Raw genomic sequence first — 21,343 nt, forward strand, 5'->3', positions numbered from 1 at the left:
GAAAGTGACTTCAGCCTGAAGTCACTTTTTCGTTTCTTCATAACATGGATTACGCAGGTCTTACAGGCACACATATCTCGCACCAATGCTGATGGAGCAGTTCCCAACGATATCGTTCTATAACCGGCTTATGGTTATCCATCCGATAACCACTTGTTTGTAAATGAGGAATGATCACACTCCATGCCTGCTGAATATCTTCTGCTGTATGTCTCACCTTATAGATGAGATAGTCCCCGCCTGAAAGCTCGCCAATCTCAATTAGGTCATCTTCCAGACGTTCAGATGCTGTGATAACAATACAGGCATCATATCTACATTTCTCGGGCGGTGTGGTAGTAGGGTCATCTTGGGGTATGCCCAGTAATGTTGCTGATTCATGAAGCAATTGGTTTTTGTCTGCCCATTGTTTCAGCATATTCATCGCCTGGGCGTTGGCTGGACCGTAAGGACCGACTTGTCGAACATAGGCGATACGATATGACGGGACGTTTTCGATATACATTTCCATGAAAATCTTCCTCTCTGTATGATTTCTCTTACAAGTTGGATGCTAACATGGTATAAAAGAATTTGCTTAGGTAATTGTTGAATCCCGGCGACGAAACTCATAGAATAGGGATAATATGTTGGAAGACTGTTCCATAGAGCAAAACGAGAGGGGGAGGCGTTAGACATGGATATTACTTATGCCTTCACGGATGAACGTTTCAGGCAAGTTGTGTTGGATCGTTTTTGTGATCAGCGGGAGTTCATTCAGGAAAGTGACGTTCATGAGGTTGAGACATTGCAACTTTCCAATCACAATATTAGCAATCTTGATGGAATCGAATATTTCAGGGATCTTCAAGAGCTGGATTGTGCCTATAATCAATTGACCGGTCTGGATCTTACTCAGAATCACAAGCTGAGGGCGTTACGTTGCAGAGAGAATCAGCTTCTTACACTGGACCTCCGTTCCAATTCGGAATTGCAAGTGCTGGATTGCAGTTTTAATCGACTTCGAAAATTAGATCTTTCTTATAATTCCAAACTTATAACGGTGGAGGGTCATTGGAATATGTTGTCGGAGCTGGCTTCGGAGCACCTTGAGCAGTTGGAGGAACTTAGTTGCAGTTATAACGCTCTTTTCTCACTTGAACTTGAACAGAATAAGCAACTGCGGCGACTTGATTGCGCCAACAATTACATGCTGGAACTTGATGTAACAGGTTGTCCAAACTTGATTGAACTTCGCTGTAACCACAATCATATCAAACAGTTGGATTTTCGTTCAAATATGGTTTTAGAAAGTGTCCGTTGTTTTAACAACCATATAAGGGAGCTGGATATTCGCAATAACGTACAACTAAGAGAGTTGTACTGTTCCGAGAACAAATTAACCAAGTTGGATTATAGCGCTAATCCCAAGCTGGAGAGACTGCAATATGCAGACAATCTGATTTTTGAATCCAATCATGAAGTTCAGGGGATGGGTGTGTTTCAGTATGACGCATCGATGTCCAACTATCAGATGTGCTTACATATTCAGGACTATGAGCTTGTAGTCACTGCACAGGTTTCAACCAAGATAGAGATGATAACATTGTCCCCATATATGGAAGAGACGTGGAAACGGTGGGACATGCTTGGTGAGCAGGCACTTAAAACTATTGCCGAGGCTCATCCGGACGAAGATATCAATGAATTGATTTTGGCTGACGTAGAATTTCAGGGAGATCAATACCTCCGATTGGGTTATGATGCGGGGGATACACCAGCTGGTCGACTGTACATATATGCCGAGTTTGACGATGAATTTCACATGTTGGATACGTTGATCTATGAAACATAATAAAGCCACGAGATCGTGGCTTTTTTGCTGTGTCATTTAACTACTTTTATGTTATTCAGCGTGCATTTTGTTGAAGCTAACATATTCGTTGATTGGTTTACGGTAACCGCGTGGGCGCTGTTTGGCTTCCGACTTTTTGCCGATGGTGATCAGCATAACCGGTACGTAATGGTTAGGGATTTCCAAACTCCGTTGCAGTTCTTCCGAGTCAAAACCAATCATTGGACAAGTATCCCAACCGCGATCCTGAGCGATCAACATCAATTGCATGGCAGACAGGCTGGCATTGCGAATCGCATCCTCACGTTGGAAGAATCTGCCCCGAGATTCGTAAAATTCAGTGACACTTTGGGATTCCTGCTCGTATTGGAACGGAGTAAGAGCGCCCAGGTTCAGCAAGCCTTCGTTAATGGTGCGGATATGATGGTGTGCGTTAACATCGCCCAAAACCACGATGACCGCAGAAGCTGTTTTTACTTTATATTGCTGGGAAGCTTCATAGACTTTTTCTTTCTGTTCCTCGTCTTTAATCACAAGATAGTGCGTGTGTTGCAGGTTAAAGGCAGATGGCGCAAATTTGTTCAGGGCAAACATTTCTTGCAGTTCCGAATCCAAAATTTCAATTCCTTCTTCAAAAATAACGGCCGATCTACGGTTTTTGACTAGATTCTCCAACTCACTCATGGTAGTTTCCCTCGCTTATGTATGATTTATAAACTGACTATAACACACTTAGTTACTTTATGTAAGTATTATTTTAGAATAAGACAAAGATTGTCTGCCATACGCTAAAATAAAACACTAGAGGTGATTCATGAAAGCATTGATCGCAAGGTATATGGGAGGACATGACCCTCATGAATTTCGGGTATATGTGATCCAATCTTCGACGTTAAAACGTTTTGTAGTAGTGGAGATTATTCTAGGCCCTATCGTGTACAATGTCGCACTTTATTTGTGCCATAATGCATTACTTGCTGGAGTAGGCTCTTGGGCTGGAACAGAAGGTCTGAAGAGACTGCCACTGGTCTTTAGAAAAATCGTTGGGACATGATGAAGTGAGTAAACGAAAGAATGAAGCAGAAGAGGGCCAGTTTCGGCCCCATCTTCTACTTCAGCCATGTTATCTATAGTCACGCTTCTTTTATCTGATCAAATAACTGTCTAAGCTTTGGGTTCAAACCTGCCTTATTTGGCACGTTCCAAATACTGCTCCAGCGTAAGTTTCTGGTTGGTAATCTCACCAGCAATATATACCCCTATATAACGTACATGCCATGGCTCATAGGAGTAACCAGTCAATTTCTCCTGATCTTTGCCATAACGGATGATGAATCCGTACTTGTGGGCATTGGCTTTCAGCCATTTGCCTTCTTTGGTGTTGCCAAAGCTTTGCTGAAGATCATAACCGGCCGAAGCGCTTGATATATCCATGGCTAGACCCGTTTGATGTTCGCTTTGTCCTGGCCGAGCACTTGTTTTATTGGCAACAGCTTCACCTTTGATGCTGGCATTACGGTCAAAGATCGATTTCTGGGTCGTATAAGAGCGATAGCCAGACACCGCTTTGATATCAATGCCGTCTTTTTTGGCAGCAGCAAATAATTTTTCAATCGCGGTTGCAGCCACTTTACGCATTTGTTTCTTCGGACTGGCACCTGAGAAGCTAAAAGGAATATTAGGTACAACCAAATCTTGTGGTGCATAAGTTGAAGGCAGATTTCTCTTTTTATTGACAAGTACAACTGTGCTGGACACATTGGTCACGGTTGCCACATTTTTAATCGTTTTGATCGTACGACCAGGTGCATTATCATGCAGAAATTGAGTGAAGCTGGAGCTTGCCGCAGACGCGACGGGATTCAGGCTTGAAGTGATGGGAAACGTAGTAAATGCAGAACCTGCTACAACAGAGCCTACGAGAATTGTAGATATGATGGATTTACGAGTAAAAGATTTCATGATGTGTGTTCCTCCTCGGAATATATGAATCTATATACCGAGTATACTAGAGGATTATATCCATAGGTTCTCCAATTGTTTCCGAGTTGTAAACAAAGTTTGCTATATAAGTTGAACTAAAGAATATTTACCTTGGAAACTACGATGACAGAACAACCTTCCGATCGCTGTTATCCCCTGATTTTTTTGATTCAATTTTATAATGGTGAAAATCTTGTGATAAAGGCGAACGCTTCGCTTCTTCAGGTTCTTTCTGTCCTCTCCGTTTCGTGTAAATGTTTAGTTCATCTTTTATAGAGTCTTTTTTGCAACTCTGATAGAGGCTTATAAAGTAAAGAACACCAAAAAAGACTTTGCAATAAATGCAAAGCCTTTTTGAGTGAAGAGATAATACTAGATTACTTCCAGTATGCTGGAGATTGTGTATTACAACATGCAGGCGTCTGATGCACCGGAGCTTCCGGCAGCTACAGCACGGGTGTCACGAACACGAACGTTGGCGCTGAGCACACCAGAATCACTGCTTAATTTGAAAGAAGGATAATTCTCTTCTGTATCTAGCTTCATGTGTTGTTCTAGGTTCAGCTGCTGCTTCGGATCAACATAGAACGGAACCAGATTGGTTTCAATCTGAGCGTCGAGAGCCGCAAGTTCATCAACAATGATAATCGCGATAACTCCGTTACATCCGCAACCTTCCAAGTCATAGATCACTTTGAAATATCCAGGTTGGTCATTCAGGCTTTCCGTCAATCGTTTTGCAGCCAAATCTGTAATTTGAATATACATATAGGTACACCCCTTTATATGTGGTCATGGTTGTAAGTGGTAAAAGAATTCATTGAGCTTCTATTCACATTATACCACTTTGTCAAAAATCAAAGCATTTATTTTCTTGACTGATCAGTCTGGAAAAGGTATTCTTTATTTAATCAATAGGGAGGTGAGGTCTGAAATTGGGAAGAGCCAAGGAGTTTGACACGGAGACCGTTCTAAGAAAAGCAACGTCTGTATTTGGAGCGTACGGTTATGAAGGTACATCTTTGAGCTTACTGTTGAGTGAACTTGGCATTGCGCGGCAAAGCCTGTATGACACTTACGGAACTAAACATGATTTATTTGTCTCTGCTCTTAAATTCTATATTCAGCAGAAGACAGAGGCGGGGATCAGACTATTAAACGAATGCACAAGTGTGAGGCAAGGCGTGACAGAGTTGTTCAACGAAGCGGTTAACGTGTTGACAGACAACGAACGTCGTAATGAATGTTTCATCATTAATAGCGCGGTTGAACAGGCACCACAAAATCACGAAATCGCAGCTTTTATTCAAACCACTAACCAACAAATGGAAAATGTTTTTCATACTGCGCTGTTACGAGGACAGAGGAGTGGCGAATTGAAGCACTCTGAGGAAGAATTGCCCGGGCTTGCCCGTTTTCTGAATTATTCCCGACTCTCATTGACCTTTACTGCGAAAAGTGGTGCAAGCGCAGAAGCCCTGCGAGATTTTGTACAGATGACCCTAAGGACTATGGATTAACGTTTTACATGATTTGAGTAAGGATTCTTTATCTTTTTTTGAAAATGAACGCTTAGGGCGTTTATTTTTTGACTATTATAGACCGATTGGTCTGGAAAAAGAACGCCAAACAAACTGAAGGAGGAAATAAGGATGACACAATCTCAGCAGTTGGAAGCGGGCAATAGTATACCGCATCGGATCATGCATGGTTTTACTCAATTGCTACTGGAAGGAAAACTAGAACAGTGGTTGGAGCTATATACATCTGAAGCTATCTTCGAATTCCCATATGCACCAGCAGGATATCCTCAGAAACTGGAAGGCAAAGCGGCAATTACGAATCATCTTCATAATCTACTGGGGATGATTGAAATCCAGCAGTTTTCTGAACCGGTGATCTTGGCTGATTCCACGAAACAACAGTTTGTGGCTGAATTTACTTGTAAAGGGCGTTCATTAGTTACAGGCAAGCCATACAACCAAACTTACATCTCTGTAGTGAGCCACTCTAATGGGAAAATTACACATTATAAAGACTATTGGAATCCAATGGTCGTACTCGAATCGGACTTAGGAGGTAACAAGCATGATCAAAGATAAACCGTTGACACTTATTACAGGGGCTAATGGGAAGACAGGAAGCCGTGTTGCGGCCATACTTCAAAAGCATCATTATCCGGTGCGTTTGGCAGGAAGAACTAAACCATCTCTTTCTGGCTCTGATGATAACTATGTCTATTTTGATTGGTATGATTCCGAGACATATGCGCTAGCGCTGAAAAATGTGAATCAGGTGTACCTTGTCGTGCCAGTCATGGACATGACCCCAGAAGACGTCATGATTCCGTTCATCAAGGAAGCGTTATGGGGAGGCGTTAAGCGATTCGTTTTACTTGGCAGTGCTTCGATCGATGAGAATGGTCCTATATTTGGAAAAGTACATCAGTATTTAAAAGCCCATGCTCCTGAGTGGTCTGTATTACAGCCTTCCTATTTTATGGAGAACTTTACGGAGGGACCGCATCGGGAGACAATGAAGCAACTCGGGAAAATATACAGTGCTACGGGTGAGGGGAAAATTGGATTTGTTAGTGCGCATGATATCGCAGCGGTTGCCTTCCATGCTCTGACAGATGTTGTTCCTCATAATACAGAGCATATCATTACAGGGCCGGAGACGTTGTCCTATGGACAGGTTGCAGACGTCTTGAGCCGTGTACTGGGTCAGTCCATCCAGCATGAATCTTTGTCCAATGATGAATTGAGGAACAGCATGATTCGCGCAGGAATGTCAGAAGAATACGCCGCTGCCCTCGCAGGACTGGATGTGCCTATCCGGGAGGAGGGGAGAGAAGATCAAACGACGGATACGGTGACAAAAATAACGGGGAATAGCCCGATTTCATTCGAGCAATTTATTCTAAATCATATGGAAGTATGGAAATAATGGAAGAAATATTTTTATATTATGAGAAGGCGGTGCCTAGTGCCCGTCTTTTTGCATGTCTACCAACATGTTGACATCGTTGATTCAAATATGGATCTCTCCCTAACCAGGGACACCACGGAAAAGCAGTGATTATACGAACACACTTTTGGGGAAATAGATGAGGATGAATGTTAGGGCGTGTCTGAGACACGCCCTAGATAAAGGGGCGAAGAGAGCGAATGATTCAGTTCGAAAATGTATCGAAACAATATCCTGATGGAACAACGGCTTTGCGTCAGGTTAACCTCAACATTAACAAGGGAGAACTGTTCGTCATGATTGGTCCGAGTGGATGTGGCAAAACCACCATGCTCAAAATGATCAATCGCCTGATTGAGCGAACAGATGGAACAGTGCGCATTAATGAACGCCCAATCGATGAATACAACATTCACGAATTGCGCTGGAATATCGGGTATGTACTGCAACAGATTGCACTATTCCCGCATATGACAATTGCCGAAAATATTGCGGTTGTTCCTGAACTGCGAAAATGGAGGTCAGATCAAATCAAGGAGCGTGTACATACGTTACTGGACATGGTGGGTTTGCACGGAGATACGTACAGTGAGCGTAAACCGTCCGAGTTATCTGGAGGACAACAGCAGAGAATTGGTGTGTTGCGTGCACTCGCTGCCGATCCCGAGATTGTATTGATGGATGAACCGTTCAGTGCACTCGATCCGATGAGCCGCGAGAAATTGCAAGACGATATTCTGGATATCCAGCGTCAGATGAAGAAAACGATTGTGTTTGTCACTCATGATATTCAGGAAGCGATGAAGCTGGGGGATCGCATATGTATTATGAAGGATGGAGAATTATTGCAGGTAGGCACCCCGGAAGAGCTGATCCAACAGCCAGCCAATGATTTCGTACGTGAGTTTGTCGGAAGTCCTAAGGCCGATACGAGTTCCCAATCTGTATTCGATCTCGAGTCCATCATGTCGCCACTCTCACCTGGTCACGTGCCAAAATCAGCTAAAACCGCCGTTCCCGCATCCATTACGTTGACGGAGTTAGTTGATATCATGGCTTCCCATGACCATCTGCTGGTTGAAAGTAACCGCCAGATTATTGGCGAGATCAGTCGGGCTGATCTGATGAAATATTGGTCCGGTCAGTTACAGGAGCGAGGTGATGGACATGAGTAGATTCACGGAGGTGTTCAGTGAGCGTAAAGGTCAGTTGTTGTCGGCTCTGCTTGAACATATTCAGATCTCATTTATCGCGTTGTTCTTTGCTGTCCTCATTGCCATTCCGCTGGGCATATACCTTACACGCAAGCCAAGAGTCGCTGAACCGATTATTGGAGTTACGGCTGTGTTGCAGACGATACCGTCCTTGGCGCTTCTCGGATTACTCATCCCATTGTTTGGCATAGGCACACTTCCTGCAATCATTGCACTGGTGGTATATGCGCTGCTTCCGGTACTTCGCAATACGTACACTGGCATCTCCGAAGTCGATTCTTCCATGGTCGAAGCAGCGAATGCGATGGGCATGAACAGCCGACAACGTCTGATCAAAGTGGAACTGCCACTGGCGATGCCTGTCATTATGGCCGGAATTCGGACCGCGATGGTCCTCATCGTAGGAACGGCGACACTTGCCGCCTTGATCGGCGCAGGAGGTTTGGGTGCATTAATCTTGCTTGGTATTGATCGGAATGATACGGCACTGATCATCCTGGGAGCCATTCCGGCCGCATTGCTGGCTATTTTGTTTGATGTACTACTGCGTCAGTTCCAGCGGTTATCCTTCAAGAAAACACTGGTTACCCTTGGATCGCTGGCTCTGATCGCGATACTTGTGATTACTATTCCCTTCTTGGCACGTGGAGGGCAGAAGGATATCGTGATTGCCGGCAAACTGGGAGCTGAACCGGAGATTCTGATTAACATGTACAAATTGCTGATCGAAAAAGATACAGACTTGACCGTTGAACTAAAACCCGGATTAGGAAAAACGCCATTCCTTTTCAACGCGCTCAACTCAGGTGATATTGACATCTATCCCGAATTTACCGGGACAGCGATCTCCGAATTCATGAAGGAAACGGCTGTGAGTACGGATCGAACAGAGGTCTACGAACAAGCCAGAGACGGAATGTTAAGCCAGTTCAATATGGTGCTGCTGAACCCTATGGATTACAACAATACGTATACGTTGGCCGTTCCAAAGAGTATCGCAGATCAATACAATCTCAAGACCATTTCGGATCTCAAACCGGTGGAACAGCAGATAAAGGCAGGATTCACGCTGGAATTCTCGGATCGGGAAGACGGTTACCTTGGCATTCAGAAGAAGTATGAGATTAAATTCCCGAATGTAGCAACAATGGAGCCGAAGCTTCGCTATGGTGCTGTTCAACGTGGCGATATCAACCTCGTAGATGCCTACTCCACCGATAGTGAGTTGAGACAATATGAACTCGTTGTGCTGGAGGATGATCAGGAGTTATTCCCACCGTATCAAGGTGCGCCGATGCTTCGTCAAGAAACGGCAGATCAATATCCACAACTGGTTGAGGTGCTGAATCAGCTTGCTGGCAAAATTACGGATGATGAGATGCGTCAGATGAACTATGACGTGAACGTAGAGGGAGAGAATCCTGAACAGGTTGCAGCAGAGTACCTTAAACAGGCTGGATTGCTGTAACTTCAGGCATCCCTGCAATAGATGTACCAAAAGGATGAGGAGGAACCATGATGACACAAGAAACGTATGACTTGATTGCGATTGGCACAGGAAGCGCGGCAAGCTCTGTAATCACCCGTTGCGCTGAAGCTGGCTGGAAAATCGCTGTAATTGATGAACGTGAGTTCGGCGGAACGTGTGCACTGCGTGGCTGTGATCCCAAGAAAGTGCTGGCCGGAGCCGCGGAGCTGATTGACTGGAATGAACGGATGCAAGGGAAAGGAATTCAGGGACAGGCGACCATCAACTGGTCTGAACTTATGGCCTTTAAACGCACCTTTACCGAGAGTATACCTAGAGCAAGTGAAGATCAATTCAAACAGGCCGGAATGGATACGTTCCATGGTAAAGCTTCATTTGTCGATGAAAATCATATTCAAGTGGGAGAAGAAGTGCTCCATGGCAAACACATCCTGATTGCTACCGGTGCAAAGCCTGCGCCACTTGAAATTGATGGCTCAGAGCATCTTATATATAGTGATGACTTTCTGGATCTGGAACCGCTGCCGGATCGTTTATTTCTGGTAGGCGGTGGATACATTGCATTTGAGTTTGCGCATATTGCGGCCAGAGCCGGGACGGAAGTCCATATCCTGTATCGGAGTGAGCAGCCTCTGAAGTCGTTTGATGCGGAGCTGGTTGAATCTTTATTGCAAAAATCGAAAGAGATCGGCATTCCTGTTCACTTGAACGCGGAGGTGAAGTCCATACGACAAGAGGGGAACGCCTATGTTGTTCATGGCACACGCAATGGTGCAGATCACCAGTGGCAGTGCGGGCTTGTCGTACATGGAGCCGGGCGTGTTCCTAATGTGGATGGGCTGGAATTGGAGAAAGCCAACGTCAGCTACAGCAAAAAGGGTATTAGGGTGAATGAGTACTTGCAAAGTGAAAGTAATCCGAGAGTGTATGCTGCTGGCGATGTAACCGACACGAAAGGGTTGCCTTTGACCCCGTTAGCAGGTCAGGAATCCCGGGCTGTGTCGTTCAATTTGTTGGAGGGAAATCAACACAAACCTAATTATAAAGTGATGCCTTCCATTGTGTTTACTGTCCCTGCACTTGGAGCTGTAGGTATGGGCACGGAACAAGCCAAAAAAGAGGGCTATGAGGTGCAGGTAAATGATATGTCGAAATGGTATACTTACAAGCGAACTCATGAAAAATTTGCCATGGCCAAAGTGGTGATCGACAAATCAACCGGGCGTATTCTGGGTGCGCATGTGCTCGGGAGCAAAACAGAAGAATTGATCAACCTTTTTGCAATGGCGATTCAGTTCAATCTGACGATCGATCAGTTAAACACCATGAATTTTGCATATCCTACTGCTGCATCGGACCTGGGTTCTTTAATTTAGAAGTGATGATGAACTCCCCTTTGGGACGGAAGGAAGGATGAAAACAACGATGTCATCGGATTTTATTGGGCTTCATGAAGGCAAGTGGACTAAGGAACCCGTTGCAATACGGATGGATGGGGATCATTTCGTTGTGGAAGCTCGGGAAGGCAGTGATTTCTGGGAGAACACATTCTACGGGTTCTGTCATCGGGATGGACACGCCATGCTTGCTCCATGGGACGGAACGGAAGCGATTGAGGTATCCTTCGATTTAAGCTCATTCACTGAATTATATGATCAGGCGGGATTAATGTTATGGTACGGAGAAGACCAATGGATCAAGGCCGGAGTTGAGGTCAATGATGGCGTGGCACATGTTGGAGCCGTCGTGACGGATACGTATTCCGATTGGTCACTCTCTCCTGTGCCAGAGTGGGGTGGACGAATCGTAACCATCAGAGCCTCCTACAGTAATGAGGCCGTTGTCATTCGTGCGCGCACAGATGAGCATCCTTGGCGTACGATTCGGGTTGCACGGTTTGCCTATCCGACGAACAAACACGCTGGTCCATTTCTGTGTTCACCGAAGCGTGCAGGGTTCGAGGTAGCCTTTACCAAGTGGAGATCCACGAAACCCGATCAAGACTTGCATACAGATCCGCCGATTACGGATTAAAACAAGTTAAGATGTGTAGGTGCAAAAGCCGGACCGGATTGAAATCACCAACGAATAACACACCAACACGATAAACAATGAAATACGAACAAGTGTATCTACCTCAGAAAGTAATATAGCACAAAAAGGCAAGTCTTCCATCTGCGGAGGACTTGCCTTTTTGTGTGTCTGATTATTGAATTATGAAGAGTACTCCAGGCACTCATTTTATAATTCACCGGGATCAGCAAATTCTTTTCGCATTTACAGCGAAGGTTCCTTGCGAACTTTGTTGAGTTTAACGTTTATTTACTCGTGTCCGTATCAGGGGACTGGGTTTCGTTCTCTTTTTCATCCTCATCATCATTGGACTTATTAAACTCACGCATACGCTCCTCGTAATCGTCCAGGAACCATAACGGGTCCATACTGTCTTCCTCACCGTTGTAATTGATCACGATTTCTTCGCCAGCTTTGATGTCTGTATACGCGTAGAAGTCAAAGGTGTGGTTATCAAAATTGATATCATAGGTAGCGTTAGGTTCATAGGAGTGGTTGATCAGACTGCCGTAGCCGAGCAGAATGGCGGTATGATTCGCCCCATATTCGAACACGTAATCTTCCAAAATCGTTTTTTCGACATGCTCATGATCTTCATTTGGGTAAGGCACAACGGGTGCCTGATGGATAAGCGTTCCCTTGGCAATATCAACGGTAGCAAATACCCCGCGGTTAAACTCACCACCATCACCCAACTTGGATTGTTTTACTTCAATCATATTTTTCACCTGATGCTCTTCGAAGAGCTCCGTTCTATATAGTAGTAATTCGTTAAGGCAAAATTTTAACCCATACTTTCATATAAGGCAAATTTCAGCCAAAAAGGTGGAATAATTTTTAATATGGCGTTGAGTTGTGCAGGATATAACGCTTATAATATACAAAGGAGCATTTAGCATAAATCCCCTGAGCGTCTTCCAATCAGCAAGATATAGATCGAAATGATTTTGTTCGTCTATATCTTGTACCCATGAGCGGTAGGATTCGAATTATGCAAAATGCTGAAAGAATTAAGTCTATATAGAAAAGGTGTCATGAATGAGCATATTAAATGTAGAAAAATTAAGTCACGGTTTTGGTGACCGTGCTATCTTTAACGACGTTTCATTCCGCCTGTTGAAGGGCGAGCATATTGGTCTGATCGGGGCCAATGGTGAAGGTAAATCCACCTTCATGAACATTATTACAGGCAAACTTCAGCCGGATGAAGGCAAGGTGGAGTGGTCCAAACGGATGCGTGTTGGTTATCTGGACCAGCATGCTGTATTGAACAAAGGCCAATCGATCCGTGACGTACTTCGCGGCGCGTTCCAGTATTTGTTTGACATGGAACAGGAAATGAATGATATGTATGGCAAAATGGGCGATGTAACTCCAGAGGAACTTGAACAACTGCTTGAAGACGTGGGTACGATTCAGGATACGCTGACAAACCAGGATTTCTACATGATCGATGCCAAAGTGGATGAAACCGCACGTGGTCTGGGTCTGACGGACATCGGTCTCGATAAAGACGTCAATGATCTGAGTGGTGGACAGCGTACCAAAGTACTGCTTGCCAAGCTGCTGCTCGAAAAACCCGATATTTTGCTGCTCGATGAGCCTACGAACTATTTGGATGAATTGCATATCGAATGGCTGAAACGTTATTTGCAGGAATATGAGAATGCATTTATCCTCATTTCTCACGATATTCCGTTCCTGAACAGTGTCATCAACTTGATCTACCATATGGAGAATCAGGATCTGACCCGCTATGTGGGCGATTATGATCACTTCCAGGAAGTGCATGAGATGAGAAAACAGCAACTGGAGTCGGCGTACAAGCGCCAACAACAAGAGATCGCTGACCTCAAGGACTTTGTTGCCCGGAACAAAGCAAGTGTAGCTACACGCAATATGGCGATGTCCAGACAGAAGAAACTCGACAAGATGGATGTCATCGAGATCGCCAAGGAGAAACCGAAACCGCAGTTCAACTTCCGTGATGCAAGAACGTCCGGCAAGCTTATTTTCGAAACCAAAGGTCTTGTGATTGGTTATAACGAACCGTTGTCTAGACCACTGGATCTGCGGATGGAGCGTGGACAGAAGATCGCCCTCGTTGGTGCGAACGGAATCGGTAAAACAACCCTGATGCGCAGTATTCTGGGTGAAATTCAGGCTCTGGAAGGAACCGTTCAACGCGGTGAACATCTGGAGATTGGTTACTTCCAGCAAGAGATGAAGGAGGCTAACTACAATACCTGTATTGAAGAGATCTGGCAGGAATTCCCTTCATATACTCAATTCGAGGTACGTGCTGCACTTGCGAAATGTGGATTGACTACAAAACACATTGAGAGCAAGGTAGCTGTGCTCAGTGGTGGCGAGAAAGCCAAAGTGCGTCTCTGTAAGCTGATCAATAACGAAACCAACCTGCTTGTACTCGATGAGCCGACGAACCATTTGGATGTAGATGCCAAGGAAGAGTTGAAACGTGCGCTCAAGGCTTACAAAGGCAGTATTCTTCTGATTTCCCACGAACCGGAATTCTACCGTGATGTAGTTACGGAGACGTGGAACTGTGAGTCGTGGACAACAAAAGTATTCTAAATAGAGGTTGTTCAAAAAGTCCGCTTTTGATTACGAATCATGCCTAGCGGCAACATCAGCATCGAATATGGGATTCAGCCGAAATGTCCGTTGCTCACGTAGCTCTATCTACGCTCCGCTACTCCATTTCTAGCTTCATCCCATCTTCTCGGTACTGAAAACCAGACTTTTTGAACACGCACTAATAATACGTGCGAGCTTGCGAACAAGCTGGAAGGGTGAGAAAAGGCGCGAATTTTGCTTGCAAAACAGGCAGAACTCGGGTCTTTTTTGTATGGTTCTAACGAAAAATGTCCAAGCTGAATTCGTGGTTGACAGCGTTAATAAGCCAATAATATAATTCAGGAAAGCGATTACATTTATATATTAGAAACCTGTTTCACTGCATAGGGGCAAGGAAGACGCGGTATTCCGTATGGGTATCATTGCACTTAGAAGGGAAGACGGGTCTTTTTTTTGCGTTACGATGAAACCGGTTTCATTTAATTAAGGAGGTGGACTACGCTCGTTACTGACCGCTGGCTGCTGAGGACAGGCCGGACAACAACACCGCGCCTTCAAGAACGATGCTTTCATCTTCCAAGCCAAAGGAGAGAATGAACATTGGATAAACTCAGGAAACCCATGATTTTCATGTTATCTGCGACACTTGCGCTGTCTTCCGGACCGTTGATGGTGCCGAGTAAGGCGTATGCCGATCTGAGCAGTATACCCGCCACGTTGCTGCAGGACGATTTTTCGGATGGGGATTTCACGGAATCACCCGCGTGGAACGTTAGTTCAGGCAATTGGGAAGTGATCGCTGACCCGACAGATGCGTCCAACTCCACGCTTTTCCAGAGCGATACCAATGAAGGCATCATCTCCACTGGAGACTCCATGTCGGACATGACCGTGTCCATGCGCTTTTACACGGGAGCCGGTCAGGGATATCCGGGCATATTGCCGCGGTTCCAAGATAAGAGCAACTTTTACTATTTTCAAATGCAGGTGCCCAACAATAAACTCGTTTTCTCCAAACGTGTGAACGGAACAGATACCAATTTGAATACGGTGGACTATGCGTTTGCCAAAAATACATGGTACACACTCAAAGTGGTGTTATCGGGTACCTCTATTCGCGGGTATATCGCCGAAAACGGCTCCGATCGGTTGGTATTCGATCTGGTCGATACTACATACGGGTCAGGTACCGTGGGCATTCGGAATAAGTGGCAGTCGGTACATGTAGATGACGTGACCATTGCGGAGCAACCGCCTGGGAACGATATTCAGCTCTCTATTGCTGAACAGACGGCGTCTTTGGTTTCCCTGCAATGGTCTGAAATCGCGGGTGCATCAGCCTATCGCCTGTATCGTTCCTCTACGCCTGAAGGTGGCTATTCCCTGGTAACTAACACAGGAACTTTGGGCCACACGGATGAAGGATTAAGCGGGGATACGGTGTATTATTACAAGTTGGCTTATGAATACGGGGGTCTGACTGAGTCCTTGTGGTCTGCGCCGATTGAAGTCCGAACGACAGCCGCAGCACCGCAGGCTCCGGCTGAATTGAAGGCCGAAGCACTCAATGCCACAAGCGTGAAGCTATCTTGGCCCGCCGTGGACAAGTCAACTGGCTATCGCGTGGTTCGTGCCGAAACTGGCAGTGAGCAATACGAGCAGATCTATGAAGGGAAGGGGCTTACTTTTACAGATCAGGAGCTTGAGCCCGGCACCAGCTACAGCTATCGTGTGACGGCCTTTAATGCAGCTGGTGAGTCAGCATTCATCGTTGCAGAAGCCACGACATACGCCATTGACTCTCCAGCAGAGTTCGCTGCCACAGCTGTGACGGACACATCAATCTCTCTGGGGTGGAATGTCCTGCTTGGATCTGATGTAACGTATACGCTCTCAAGGTCTACCAGTGCTACGGGTACGTATCAGCAGGTCTATAGTGGTAATGAAAGCACGTTTAACGATAGTGGCCTGACGATGGGCACAGGATATTTTTACATCATCCAGGCGACCGTGGACGGCGTAACTTCTCCAGCATCCGCACCGCTGGGTGTTGCCACAGTTCGCACAAGCATTACACCAGGGCAATTGTGGCCAGATCTGGAAGGTAAACCGATCGATGCGCATGGGGCTGGCTTTTTCTATGATGAACAGACGGAGACCTATTACTGGTATGGCGAATATCATAAGGGCGGCTGGCCAGCTGTTGGTGTGCGTGTGTATTCATCCAAGGACCTGATGAACTGGACGGACCGAGGCATGGCTCTAACGACACTTCAATCCATGGATGATTTTGACAATGACCCGTTGATCTCCGAATTGTATGCGGGGCGTGAGGACCGCGTGGATATCTGGGCAGATATCCGCAAAGGACGGATTATTGAACGACCAAAGGTCATCTACAACGACAAAACGAAGAAATACGTGATGTGGGCCCACATGGACGGCGACAAGGACCCCTATAACGATAATGCGAATTATGGTAAGGCGCGGGCCGGTTATGCGATCAGCGACTCTCCAACAGGGCCTTTTGTTTATCAGAAGAGTTACCGGATGGACAGAGCGCCCGAAGGGGAGAAAGACTTCTTCCCAAGCGACCGGGGGATGGCACGGGATATGACGTTGTTCAAGGACGACGATGGTACCGGATATCTGATCTACTCCAGTGAGGAAAACCTGACGCTGTATATCTCCAAACTGACAGAAGACTACAGTGACGTAACAGGATGGCATAAGGAAGGACGAACGGATGGCAAAGGAAATCCGGTACGTGATTCCACCTATCAGGCGCAATACGGTGTAGATTACGTGCGTGTGTTCCCGGGAGGGCAACGCGAAGCACCGGCAATGTTCAAGTATCAGGGGAAATATTATATTTTGACTTCCGGAGCTTCTGGCTGGGCCCCTAACGAAAACAAAGTGACGGTTGCGGACAACATCTTTGGCCCATGGTCAACGCAGACCAATCCGTTTGTACGTACGTTGCCGACCGATCCCGATCCAGGCAAGGCATTTGGCACACAGACCACTTCCGTCATTCCGGTCGATCCGGAAAAAGGCAAATTCATTTACGTGGGGGATACGTGGAATGGTGGCAACTTCTCGAATGATGCTGCAAAATACGTGTTCTTGCCAATTGAGTTTGGAATAGGCTCCGACATCGCGATCAAGTGGTATAACAGCTGGACACCTGATCTGCTGAATTCGATGGGCAAGGTTGATATCGCTGATCCCTTGCCAGAAACCGTGGCGCTTGGCAAAGTACCATCCTTGCCAACAACATTGAATGTGCGCGAGGGTGGAGCATTGGTATCAACGCCAGCAGTATGGACGATTGATAACCGGGCCATGACGGCAGAAGATTTTGCTAAGCCAGGACCGCTCACATTACAGGTAACGACACCGGAATATAACAACAAAAAGCAGGCAGTTCGCGTAAACGTCATTCCGGAGAATACACTATATTTTGTGAACAGCGGGGGTTACGAAACGGCTGATTACAGTCTCATGGGTGCTTATATGAAGGGAACGCTTGCGAACCCGGGAACGGCCGATCAGATGTACGCTCCGGCTGAGGGACGCAATTGGGGTTATGTCAGCGCAGATGCACTGGCATCCGGTTCGAATGGCGGGGATATATTCTCGACCGTACGTTACCTGAACGGTGGAAATGTCAGCAATTCCCCTAAAGGCACGGACTTAACCTATACATTTGATGTGCCAAACGGGACATACGATGTGTACGCCGGATTCAACGATCCGTGGACCAATACATCGCGCAAAGCGAATTTAATCATCAATGGCGCCAATACCGGTGCAGTTACTTTTACGCCTGCCAGTGTTAGAGCCCATAAAGGCATCAGTGTGTCGGACAACAAGCTGGAGTTGACCGTGCGCAATACGGCATCGCAGGACCCGATGATTAGCTGGATTATGATCGTTAAACCTGACGCCGCGCCACCTGCAAATGATAGTGCTGGCCTTAATGCTGATGCGGTGGATTCAACGAGCGTGACGCTTCACTGGGATGCTCGTCTTGGTGTAGCAAGCTATAAGCTCTACCGCTCAGTTCGTGAGCAAGGTGAGTATAAGGTGGTCTATAGCGGCAATGGTCGGGAGTACACCGATAGTGAACTGAACCCCGGCACAGATTACTATTACAAAGTGGAAGCTTTTGATGCGTCGGGGCAATCCGTGAGCGGTTTATCTTCCGCTTATCAGGTGCATACGGTTCAGCAGACCGCTACCGATGTAGCTACAGGCATTACAGCACTGGAACAGCCTTCCGCAGGTGCGAAGAAACTGAAGTTACCAGGAGTACCGCAAGGTTTCACGGTGAAGATTGCTTCCAGTTCGGTACCGTCTGTCATTCAAACCGATGGAACGATTGTCCCGCCATCCAAGGAAACAACGGTAACACTGGAGTTGGAAATTACTCGAACTTCTGACGACAGTAAAGCCCTGACTGTGCCGTTGACGGTGAAGGTGCCGGCATCTGTCCCTTCTCCCGGAGGCTCGGAGCCTGGTTCAGGCGGCAATTCCGGTGGTAATCAAGGAAATGGTTCTGGTTCAGCCAGCAATGGCGGACAATCAGGAAGTGGTAACCCAAGTGCAGAGAATGCTGTACCACAACCTAAACCTGAGAAAGACCGTTCTGTTCTGGAGTTGCAGGGACAATCTGACTTGAAGGGTGCAGTGCAGTCCAAAGTGGATGCTTCCACCATCAAAGAGGCTTTCAAAGTTGCACCTTCAACAGAAGCGGGCCAGCGCTTGGTCGAACTTCGGCTGAAGCCAGTTTCGGGAGCAAGCGCATATGAAGTGTCTCTACCTGTCTCTGCATTGATGGATCTAGGTGAGTCGCATCTATTCAACATCGTTACTGAGCTGGGGACATTGGTGCTTCCTGCGACGCTGTTAACGAAGGATGTGGTTGGTGACGGGAGTGCATCAATCCGATTGGTTAGAACGGAGTTACCAAAAACGGTCGCAGATCAGCTTGGTACCCAGTATGGAGTCCAGCTGGAACTCCAACTGGATGGTCATCCATGGCCATGGGGAAGCGAGTTGATGCTACGTCTGCCTTACCAATCATCAGATGATACGCAACAGGATCGAATTGTAGCCTTTTCCATTGACGCGAACGGTGTGGCAACCCCATTGCCGCAAAGTCACTACGATCCAAACAGCAGGGAGATTGTATTTTCCGTAACGTCACTTACAGGAAATTATGCTGTTATGTCAGTGGAGCAGACATACGCAGATCTTGCAGAAGTGCAGTGGGCCAAGAAAGCGATGGAGGCATTGGCTGTCCGAGGCGTGATTGATTTCGAGGCAAGCGGAGATTCCATTCAGTTGCATCCAAAAGAAGAGATGACCCGCGGCCAATACGTACAGTGGCTGATGACTGCGCTGGACTTGAATGCTGCATCTGGTAGTGCGTTCTCTGATGTAAGCGAACAGTCTTCATACTACGAAGCGGTTACAGCTGCTCGTTCACTAGGCATTACTGGCGGTACCGGTGACGGGCGCTTTTTGCCAGAGTCCACGATCACCCGTCAAGAAATGATGACGTTAACCGTGAGAGCTCTTGCAGCGGCCGGACTGGTTGACTCCGAGTCGGCTGCATCGGATAGTCTTACTCGTTTCCGCGACGCTTCTGCAATTCGTTCCTACGCCCGGGATAGCGTGGCACTGCTTGTAGATCTGGGCATTGCTCGCGGGTATAACGGTGAGGTGAAACCACTTGCCGAAGCGACCCGAGCCGAATCGGCTACGTTGCTATATGTGATGATGAGCAAACTGGTATGGAATAAATGATGATACACCAGAATCGTAGCGTGTGAAAAAGAAGGCTTACTTTGACCTGGAACACAGGTTCGAGTAAGCCTTCTTGATTGTGCGCCCGCCATGGGCGAAAAGTAGGCTACTCAACGAACGAGTAACTTCCTATCGTTTTGCAGTTGTTATCTGTAATGTCTGTGAATTTTTAATTGTAATGTTTGCCGATTTGATATGCTTGCTCCAGCAAGCTTTCGATATGTTCTTTGGATTCTGAGATGGTTTCATAGAGGAATTCGACTCGGGATTCCTGCATTCTTGCATAACCTGCGATCCCATTATTCAGATAATTCGAAATCATGTTGTAATAGTCGTATTTATGGAATGAAGCCTCCGTTCCTCCAGCTAGTGCAATCCAGAGTGCCTTTTTGGAGTTTGCCTTGTTCAGCAGCCCCATGTTCCATACCTTGTCCAGATAAGCTTTGAGCATGGAGGGAACGTTGTACCACCAGATCGGGAAAACAAATACAATGGCATCAGCCGCAAGCACACGATCCAGCTCTTTGCGAATCACAGGAGCATGCCGTTTATCGGGATTTTGCCAGTCTCGCTCATCTTCTACACGATATAGGGGATCGAATCCGTCATGATATAGATCGAGGATATCAATTTCATGGGAATTCTCCTGCATACCTTCTATAAAACGATTCATCACGGCAAATGTTAGGGAATCCTGTCTTGGGTGAGTAACGACCAGTTTAACTTTCATGTAGGAGTAACCTTCCTTTTTTCTTTTTTTTGGTTAAACATTCTGACCAATGTTATTATAAGTTTCATGACATCTTCTTGAGAAGTACGCACCTGAGAGTGCTGTAGATACCTTGGGGTTCTTCGGTTACTTTTAATAACGGGTATACATATATGTGAATTATGGGGGAGTACATGTGGAACAAGAAATGAAAAAATATGAGAGTGGTGTGCAGGCGATGCTGGAACTGGTCGGTGGAAAATGGAGGATTCTTATTCTGCATCAGCTGATATCAGGTAAAAAACGAACAAGCGAACTTCGCAGAGCCATTCCTGGCATTACCCAGAAGGTCTTAACCCAGCAGCTGCGTGAACTGGAAAAGAATGAAATCATCCATCGGATCATTCATCCCCAGATTCCGCCCAAGGTAGAGTATGAGCTGACAGAGTACGGCTTGACACTACAGGACATCATTGACCGCATATGTCTGTGGGGAGAGAATCACTTGGACAAAGTATACGGAGATAAAAGCAGAGTGCTGGGAAATCATTTTAGTGACTATATTCCACTTTCAACTTCAACTTGAGCTGGCCGCCAAATTAAAAATAAAACAAAACCGTCCTTGATTTAAAAAGGAGGGTTTTTGTTGTTTTTTGTCC

General features: G+C 46.2%; 18 protein-coding genes. 12 read left to right on the top strand and 6 right to left on the bottom strand.

The features are described 5' to 3' along the window. Positions 1-49 precede the first annotated feature (49 nt). Positions 50-511, bottom strand: coding sequence for an AraC family transcriptional regulator (locus AC1S8V_RS13120; protein WP_482073950.1), 462 nt, complete (start codon positions 509-511; stop codon positions 50-52). A gap of 165 nt (positions 512-676) precedes the next feature. Between AC1S8V_RS13120 and AC1S8V_RS13125 the strand changes: the two genes are divergently transcribed. Next, positions 677-1,834, top strand: a complete 1,158-nt coding sequence (locus AC1S8V_RS13125; RefSeq protein WP_482073951.1) for a leucine-rich repeat domain-containing protein — start codon at positions 677-679, stop codon at positions 1,832-1,834. A gap of 51 nt (positions 1,835-1,885) precedes the next feature. Here AC1S8V_RS13125 and AC1S8V_RS13130 read toward each other — a convergent pair whose 3' ends face one another. After that, entirely contained in the window at positions 1,886-2,518 is a 633-nt protein-coding gene (locus tag AC1S8V_RS13130; protein ID WP_482073952.1) for a nitroreductase family protein, read from the bottom strand. A gap of 130 nt (positions 2,519-2,648) precedes the next feature. Between AC1S8V_RS13130 and AC1S8V_RS13135 the strand changes: the two genes are divergently transcribed. Next, on the top strand, positions 2,649-2,888 hold the full coding sequence (locus AC1S8V_RS13135; protein WP_482073953.1) for a hypothetical protein: 240 nt from the start codon (positions 2,649-2,651) through the stop codon (positions 2,886-2,888). A gap of 134 nt (positions 2,889-3,022) precedes the next feature. Here the strand turns inward: AC1S8V_RS13135 and AC1S8V_RS13140 are convergent, their stop codons facing one another. Beyond that, complete coding sequence (locus tag AC1S8V_RS13140) at positions 3,023-3,796, bottom strand: M15 family metallopeptidase (protein WP_482073954.1); 774 nt, start codon at positions 3,794-3,796, stop codon at positions 3,023-3,025. A 426-nt stretch (positions 3,797-4,222) separates the two neighbouring features. After that, positions 4,223-4,585, bottom strand: coding sequence for an iron-sulfur cluster biosynthesis family protein (locus AC1S8V_RS13145; protein ID WP_482073955.1), 363 nt, complete (start codon positions 4,583-4,585; stop codon positions 4,223-4,225). Between the two features lie 167 nt (positions 4,586-4,752). Between AC1S8V_RS13145 and AC1S8V_RS13150 the strand changes: the two genes are divergently transcribed. The 7 genes from AC1S8V_RS13150 (at position 4,753) to AC1S8V_RS13180 (ending at position 11,524) form a co-directional block, all read left to right on the top strand. Beyond that, a complete protein-coding gene (locus tag AC1S8V_RS13150) occupies positions 4,753-5,337 on the top strand; it encodes a TetR/AcrR family transcriptional regulator (protein ID WP_482073956.1) in 585 nt (194 codons plus the stop codon). 132 nt (positions 5,338-5,469) lie between these two features. After that, entirely contained in the window at positions 5,470-5,919 is a 450-nt protein-coding gene (locus AC1S8V_RS13155; protein WP_482073957.1) for a nuclear transport factor 2 family protein, read from the top strand. Further along, positions 5,906-6,766, top strand: coding sequence for an ergot alkaloid biosynthesis protein (locus AC1S8V_RS13160; RefSeq protein ID WP_482073958.1), 861 nt, complete (start codon positions 5,906-5,908; stop codon positions 6,764-6,766). The genes AC1S8V_RS13155 and AC1S8V_RS13160 overlap by 14 nt, the downstream gene beginning before the upstream one ends. Positions 6,767-6,987: 221 nt before the next feature. Then, complete coding sequence (locus AC1S8V_RS13165; RefSeq protein ID WP_482073959.1) at positions 6,988-7,962, top strand: ABC transporter ATP-binding protein; 975 nt, start codon at positions 6,988-6,990, stop codon at positions 7,960-7,962. Continuing rightward, positions 7,955-9,469 carry an osmoprotectant update ABC transporter permease/substrate-binding subunit OpuFB gene (opuFB, locus tag AC1S8V_RS13170; protein ID WP_482073960.1) on the top strand — a complete coding sequence of 505 codons (1,515 nt, stop codon included), beginning with the start codon at positions 7,955-7,957 and terminating at the stop codon, positions 9,467-9,469. Before AC1S8V_RS13165 ends, opuFB begins: the two co-directional genes overlap by 8 nt. A gap of 50 nt (positions 9,470-9,519) precedes the next feature. Continuing rightward, on the top strand, positions 9,520-10,866 hold the full coding sequence (locus AC1S8V_RS13175; protein WP_482074471.1) for a dihydrolipoyl dehydrogenase family protein: 1,347 nt from the start codon (positions 9,520-9,522) through the stop codon (positions 10,864-10,866). Between the two features lie 37 nt (positions 10,867-10,903). Beyond that, positions 10,904-11,524, top strand: a complete 621-nt coding sequence (locus tag AC1S8V_RS13180) for a DUF1349 domain-containing protein (RefSeq protein WP_482073961.1) — start codon at positions 10,904-10,906, stop codon at positions 11,522-11,524. Positions 11,525-11,808: 284 nt separating this feature from the next. Here AC1S8V_RS13180 and AC1S8V_RS13185 read toward each other — a convergent pair whose 3' ends face one another. Beyond that, positions 11,809-12,282 (bottom strand): SET domain-containing protein, encoded by a 474-nt coding sequence (locus AC1S8V_RS13185; protein WP_482073962.1) that lies wholly within the window; start codon positions 12,280-12,282, stop codon positions 11,809-11,811. A gap of 319 nt (positions 12,283-12,601) precedes the next feature. On the opposite strand from AC1S8V_RS13185, the gene AC1S8V_RS13190 reads away from it, so the two are divergent. Both AC1S8V_RS13190 and AC1S8V_RS13195 read left to right on the top strand, forming a co-directional pair. Then, the gene (locus AC1S8V_RS13190) at positions 12,602-14,158 is read left to right on the top strand and encodes an ABC-F family ATP-binding cassette domain-containing protein (RefSeq protein ID WP_482073963.1); all 1,557 of its coding nucleotides are present in this window, start codon (positions 12,602-12,604) and stop codon (positions 14,156-14,158) included. Between the two features lie 603 nt (positions 14,159-14,761). After that, the gene (locus tag AC1S8V_RS13195) at positions 14,762-19,975 is read left to right on the top strand and encodes an S-layer homology domain-containing protein (protein WP_482073964.1); all 5,214 of its coding nucleotides are present in this window, start codon (positions 14,762-14,764) and stop codon (positions 19,973-19,975) included. A gap of 169 nt (positions 19,976-20,144) precedes the next feature. On the opposite strand, the gene AC1S8V_RS13200 is transcribed toward AC1S8V_RS13195, so the two are convergent. Next, entirely contained in the window at positions 20,145-20,705 is a 561-nt protein-coding gene (locus tag AC1S8V_RS13200; protein ID WP_482073965.1) for an NAD(P)H oxidoreductase, read from the bottom strand. A gap of 187 nt (positions 20,706-20,892) precedes the next feature. Between AC1S8V_RS13200 and AC1S8V_RS13205 the strand changes: the two genes are divergently transcribed. Then, positions 20,893-21,270 carry a winged helix-turn-helix transcriptional regulator gene (locus tag AC1S8V_RS13205; protein ID WP_340020501.1) on the top strand — a complete coding sequence of 126 codons (378 nt, stop codon included), beginning with the start codon at positions 20,893-20,895 and terminating at the stop codon, positions 21,268-21,270. Positions 21,271-21,343 lie beyond the last annotated feature (73 nt).

It is taken from the genome of Paenibacillus sp. B46(2026) (assembly GCF_056786355.1).

What these genes read in the sequence shown, in the direction of transcription:
- AC1S8V_RS13120 (WP_482073950.1), bottom strand. Translation starts at nt 511, where the DNA reads ATGGAAATGTATATCGAAAACGTCCCGTCATATCGTATCGCCTATGTT.
- AC1S8V_RS13125 (WP_482073951.1), top strand. Translation starts at nt 677, where the DNA reads ATGGATATTACTTATGCCTTCACGGATGAACGTTTCAGGCAAGTTGTG.
- AC1S8V_RS13130 (WP_482073952.1), bottom strand. Translation starts at nt 2,518, where the DNA reads ATGAGTGAGTTGGAGAATCTAGTCAAAAACCGTAGATCGGCCGTTATT.
- AC1S8V_RS13135 (WP_482073953.1), top strand. Translation starts at nt 2,649, where the DNA reads ATGAAAGCATTGATCGCAAGGTATATGGGAGGACATGACCCTCATGAA.
- AC1S8V_RS13140 (WP_482073954.1), bottom strand. Translation starts at nt 3,796, where the DNA reads ATGAAATCTTTTACTCGTAAATCCATCATATCTACAATTCTCGTAGGC.
- AC1S8V_RS13145 (WP_482073955.1), bottom strand. Translation starts at nt 4,585, where the DNA reads ATGTATATTCAAATTACAGATTTGGCTGCAAAACGATTGACGGAAAGC.
- AC1S8V_RS13155 (WP_482073957.1), top strand. Translation starts at nt 5,470, where the DNA reads ATGACACAATCTCAGCAGTTGGAAGCGGGCAATAGTATACCGCATCGG.
- AC1S8V_RS13160 (WP_482073958.1), top strand. Translation starts at nt 5,906, where the DNA reads ATGATCAAAGATAAACCGTTGACACTTATTACAGGGGCTAATGGGAAG.
- AC1S8V_RS13165 (WP_482073959.1), top strand. Translation starts at nt 6,988, where the DNA reads ATGATTCAGTTCGAAAATGTATCGAAACAATATCCTGATGGAACAACG.
- opuFB (WP_482073960.1), top strand. Translation starts at nt 7,955, where the DNA reads ATGAGTAGATTCACGGAGGTGTTCAGTGAGCGTAAAGGTCAGTTGTTG.
- AC1S8V_RS13175 (WP_482074471.1), top strand. Translation starts at nt 9,520, where the DNA reads ATGACACAAGAAACGTATGACTTGATTGCGATTGGCACAGGAAGCGCG.
- AC1S8V_RS13180 (WP_482073961.1), top strand. Translation starts at nt 10,904, where the DNA reads ATGAAAACAACGATGTCATCGGATTTTATTGGGCTTCATGAAGGCAAG.
- AC1S8V_RS13185 (WP_482073962.1), bottom strand. Translation starts at nt 12,282, where the DNA reads ATGATTGAAGTAAAACAATCCAAGTTGGGTGATGGTGGTGAGTTTAAC.
- AC1S8V_RS13190 (WP_482073963.1), top strand. Translation starts at nt 12,602, where the DNA reads ATGAGCATATTAAATGTAGAAAAATTAAGTCACGGTTTTGGTGACCGT.
- AC1S8V_RS13200 (WP_482073965.1), bottom strand. Translation starts at nt 20,705, where the DNA reads ATGAAAGTTAAACTGGTCGTTACTCACCCAAGACAGGATTCCCTAACA.
- AC1S8V_RS13205 (WP_340020501.1), top strand. Translation starts at nt 20,893, where the DNA reads ATGAAAAAATATGAGAGTGGTGTGCAGGCGATGCTGGAACTGGTCGGT.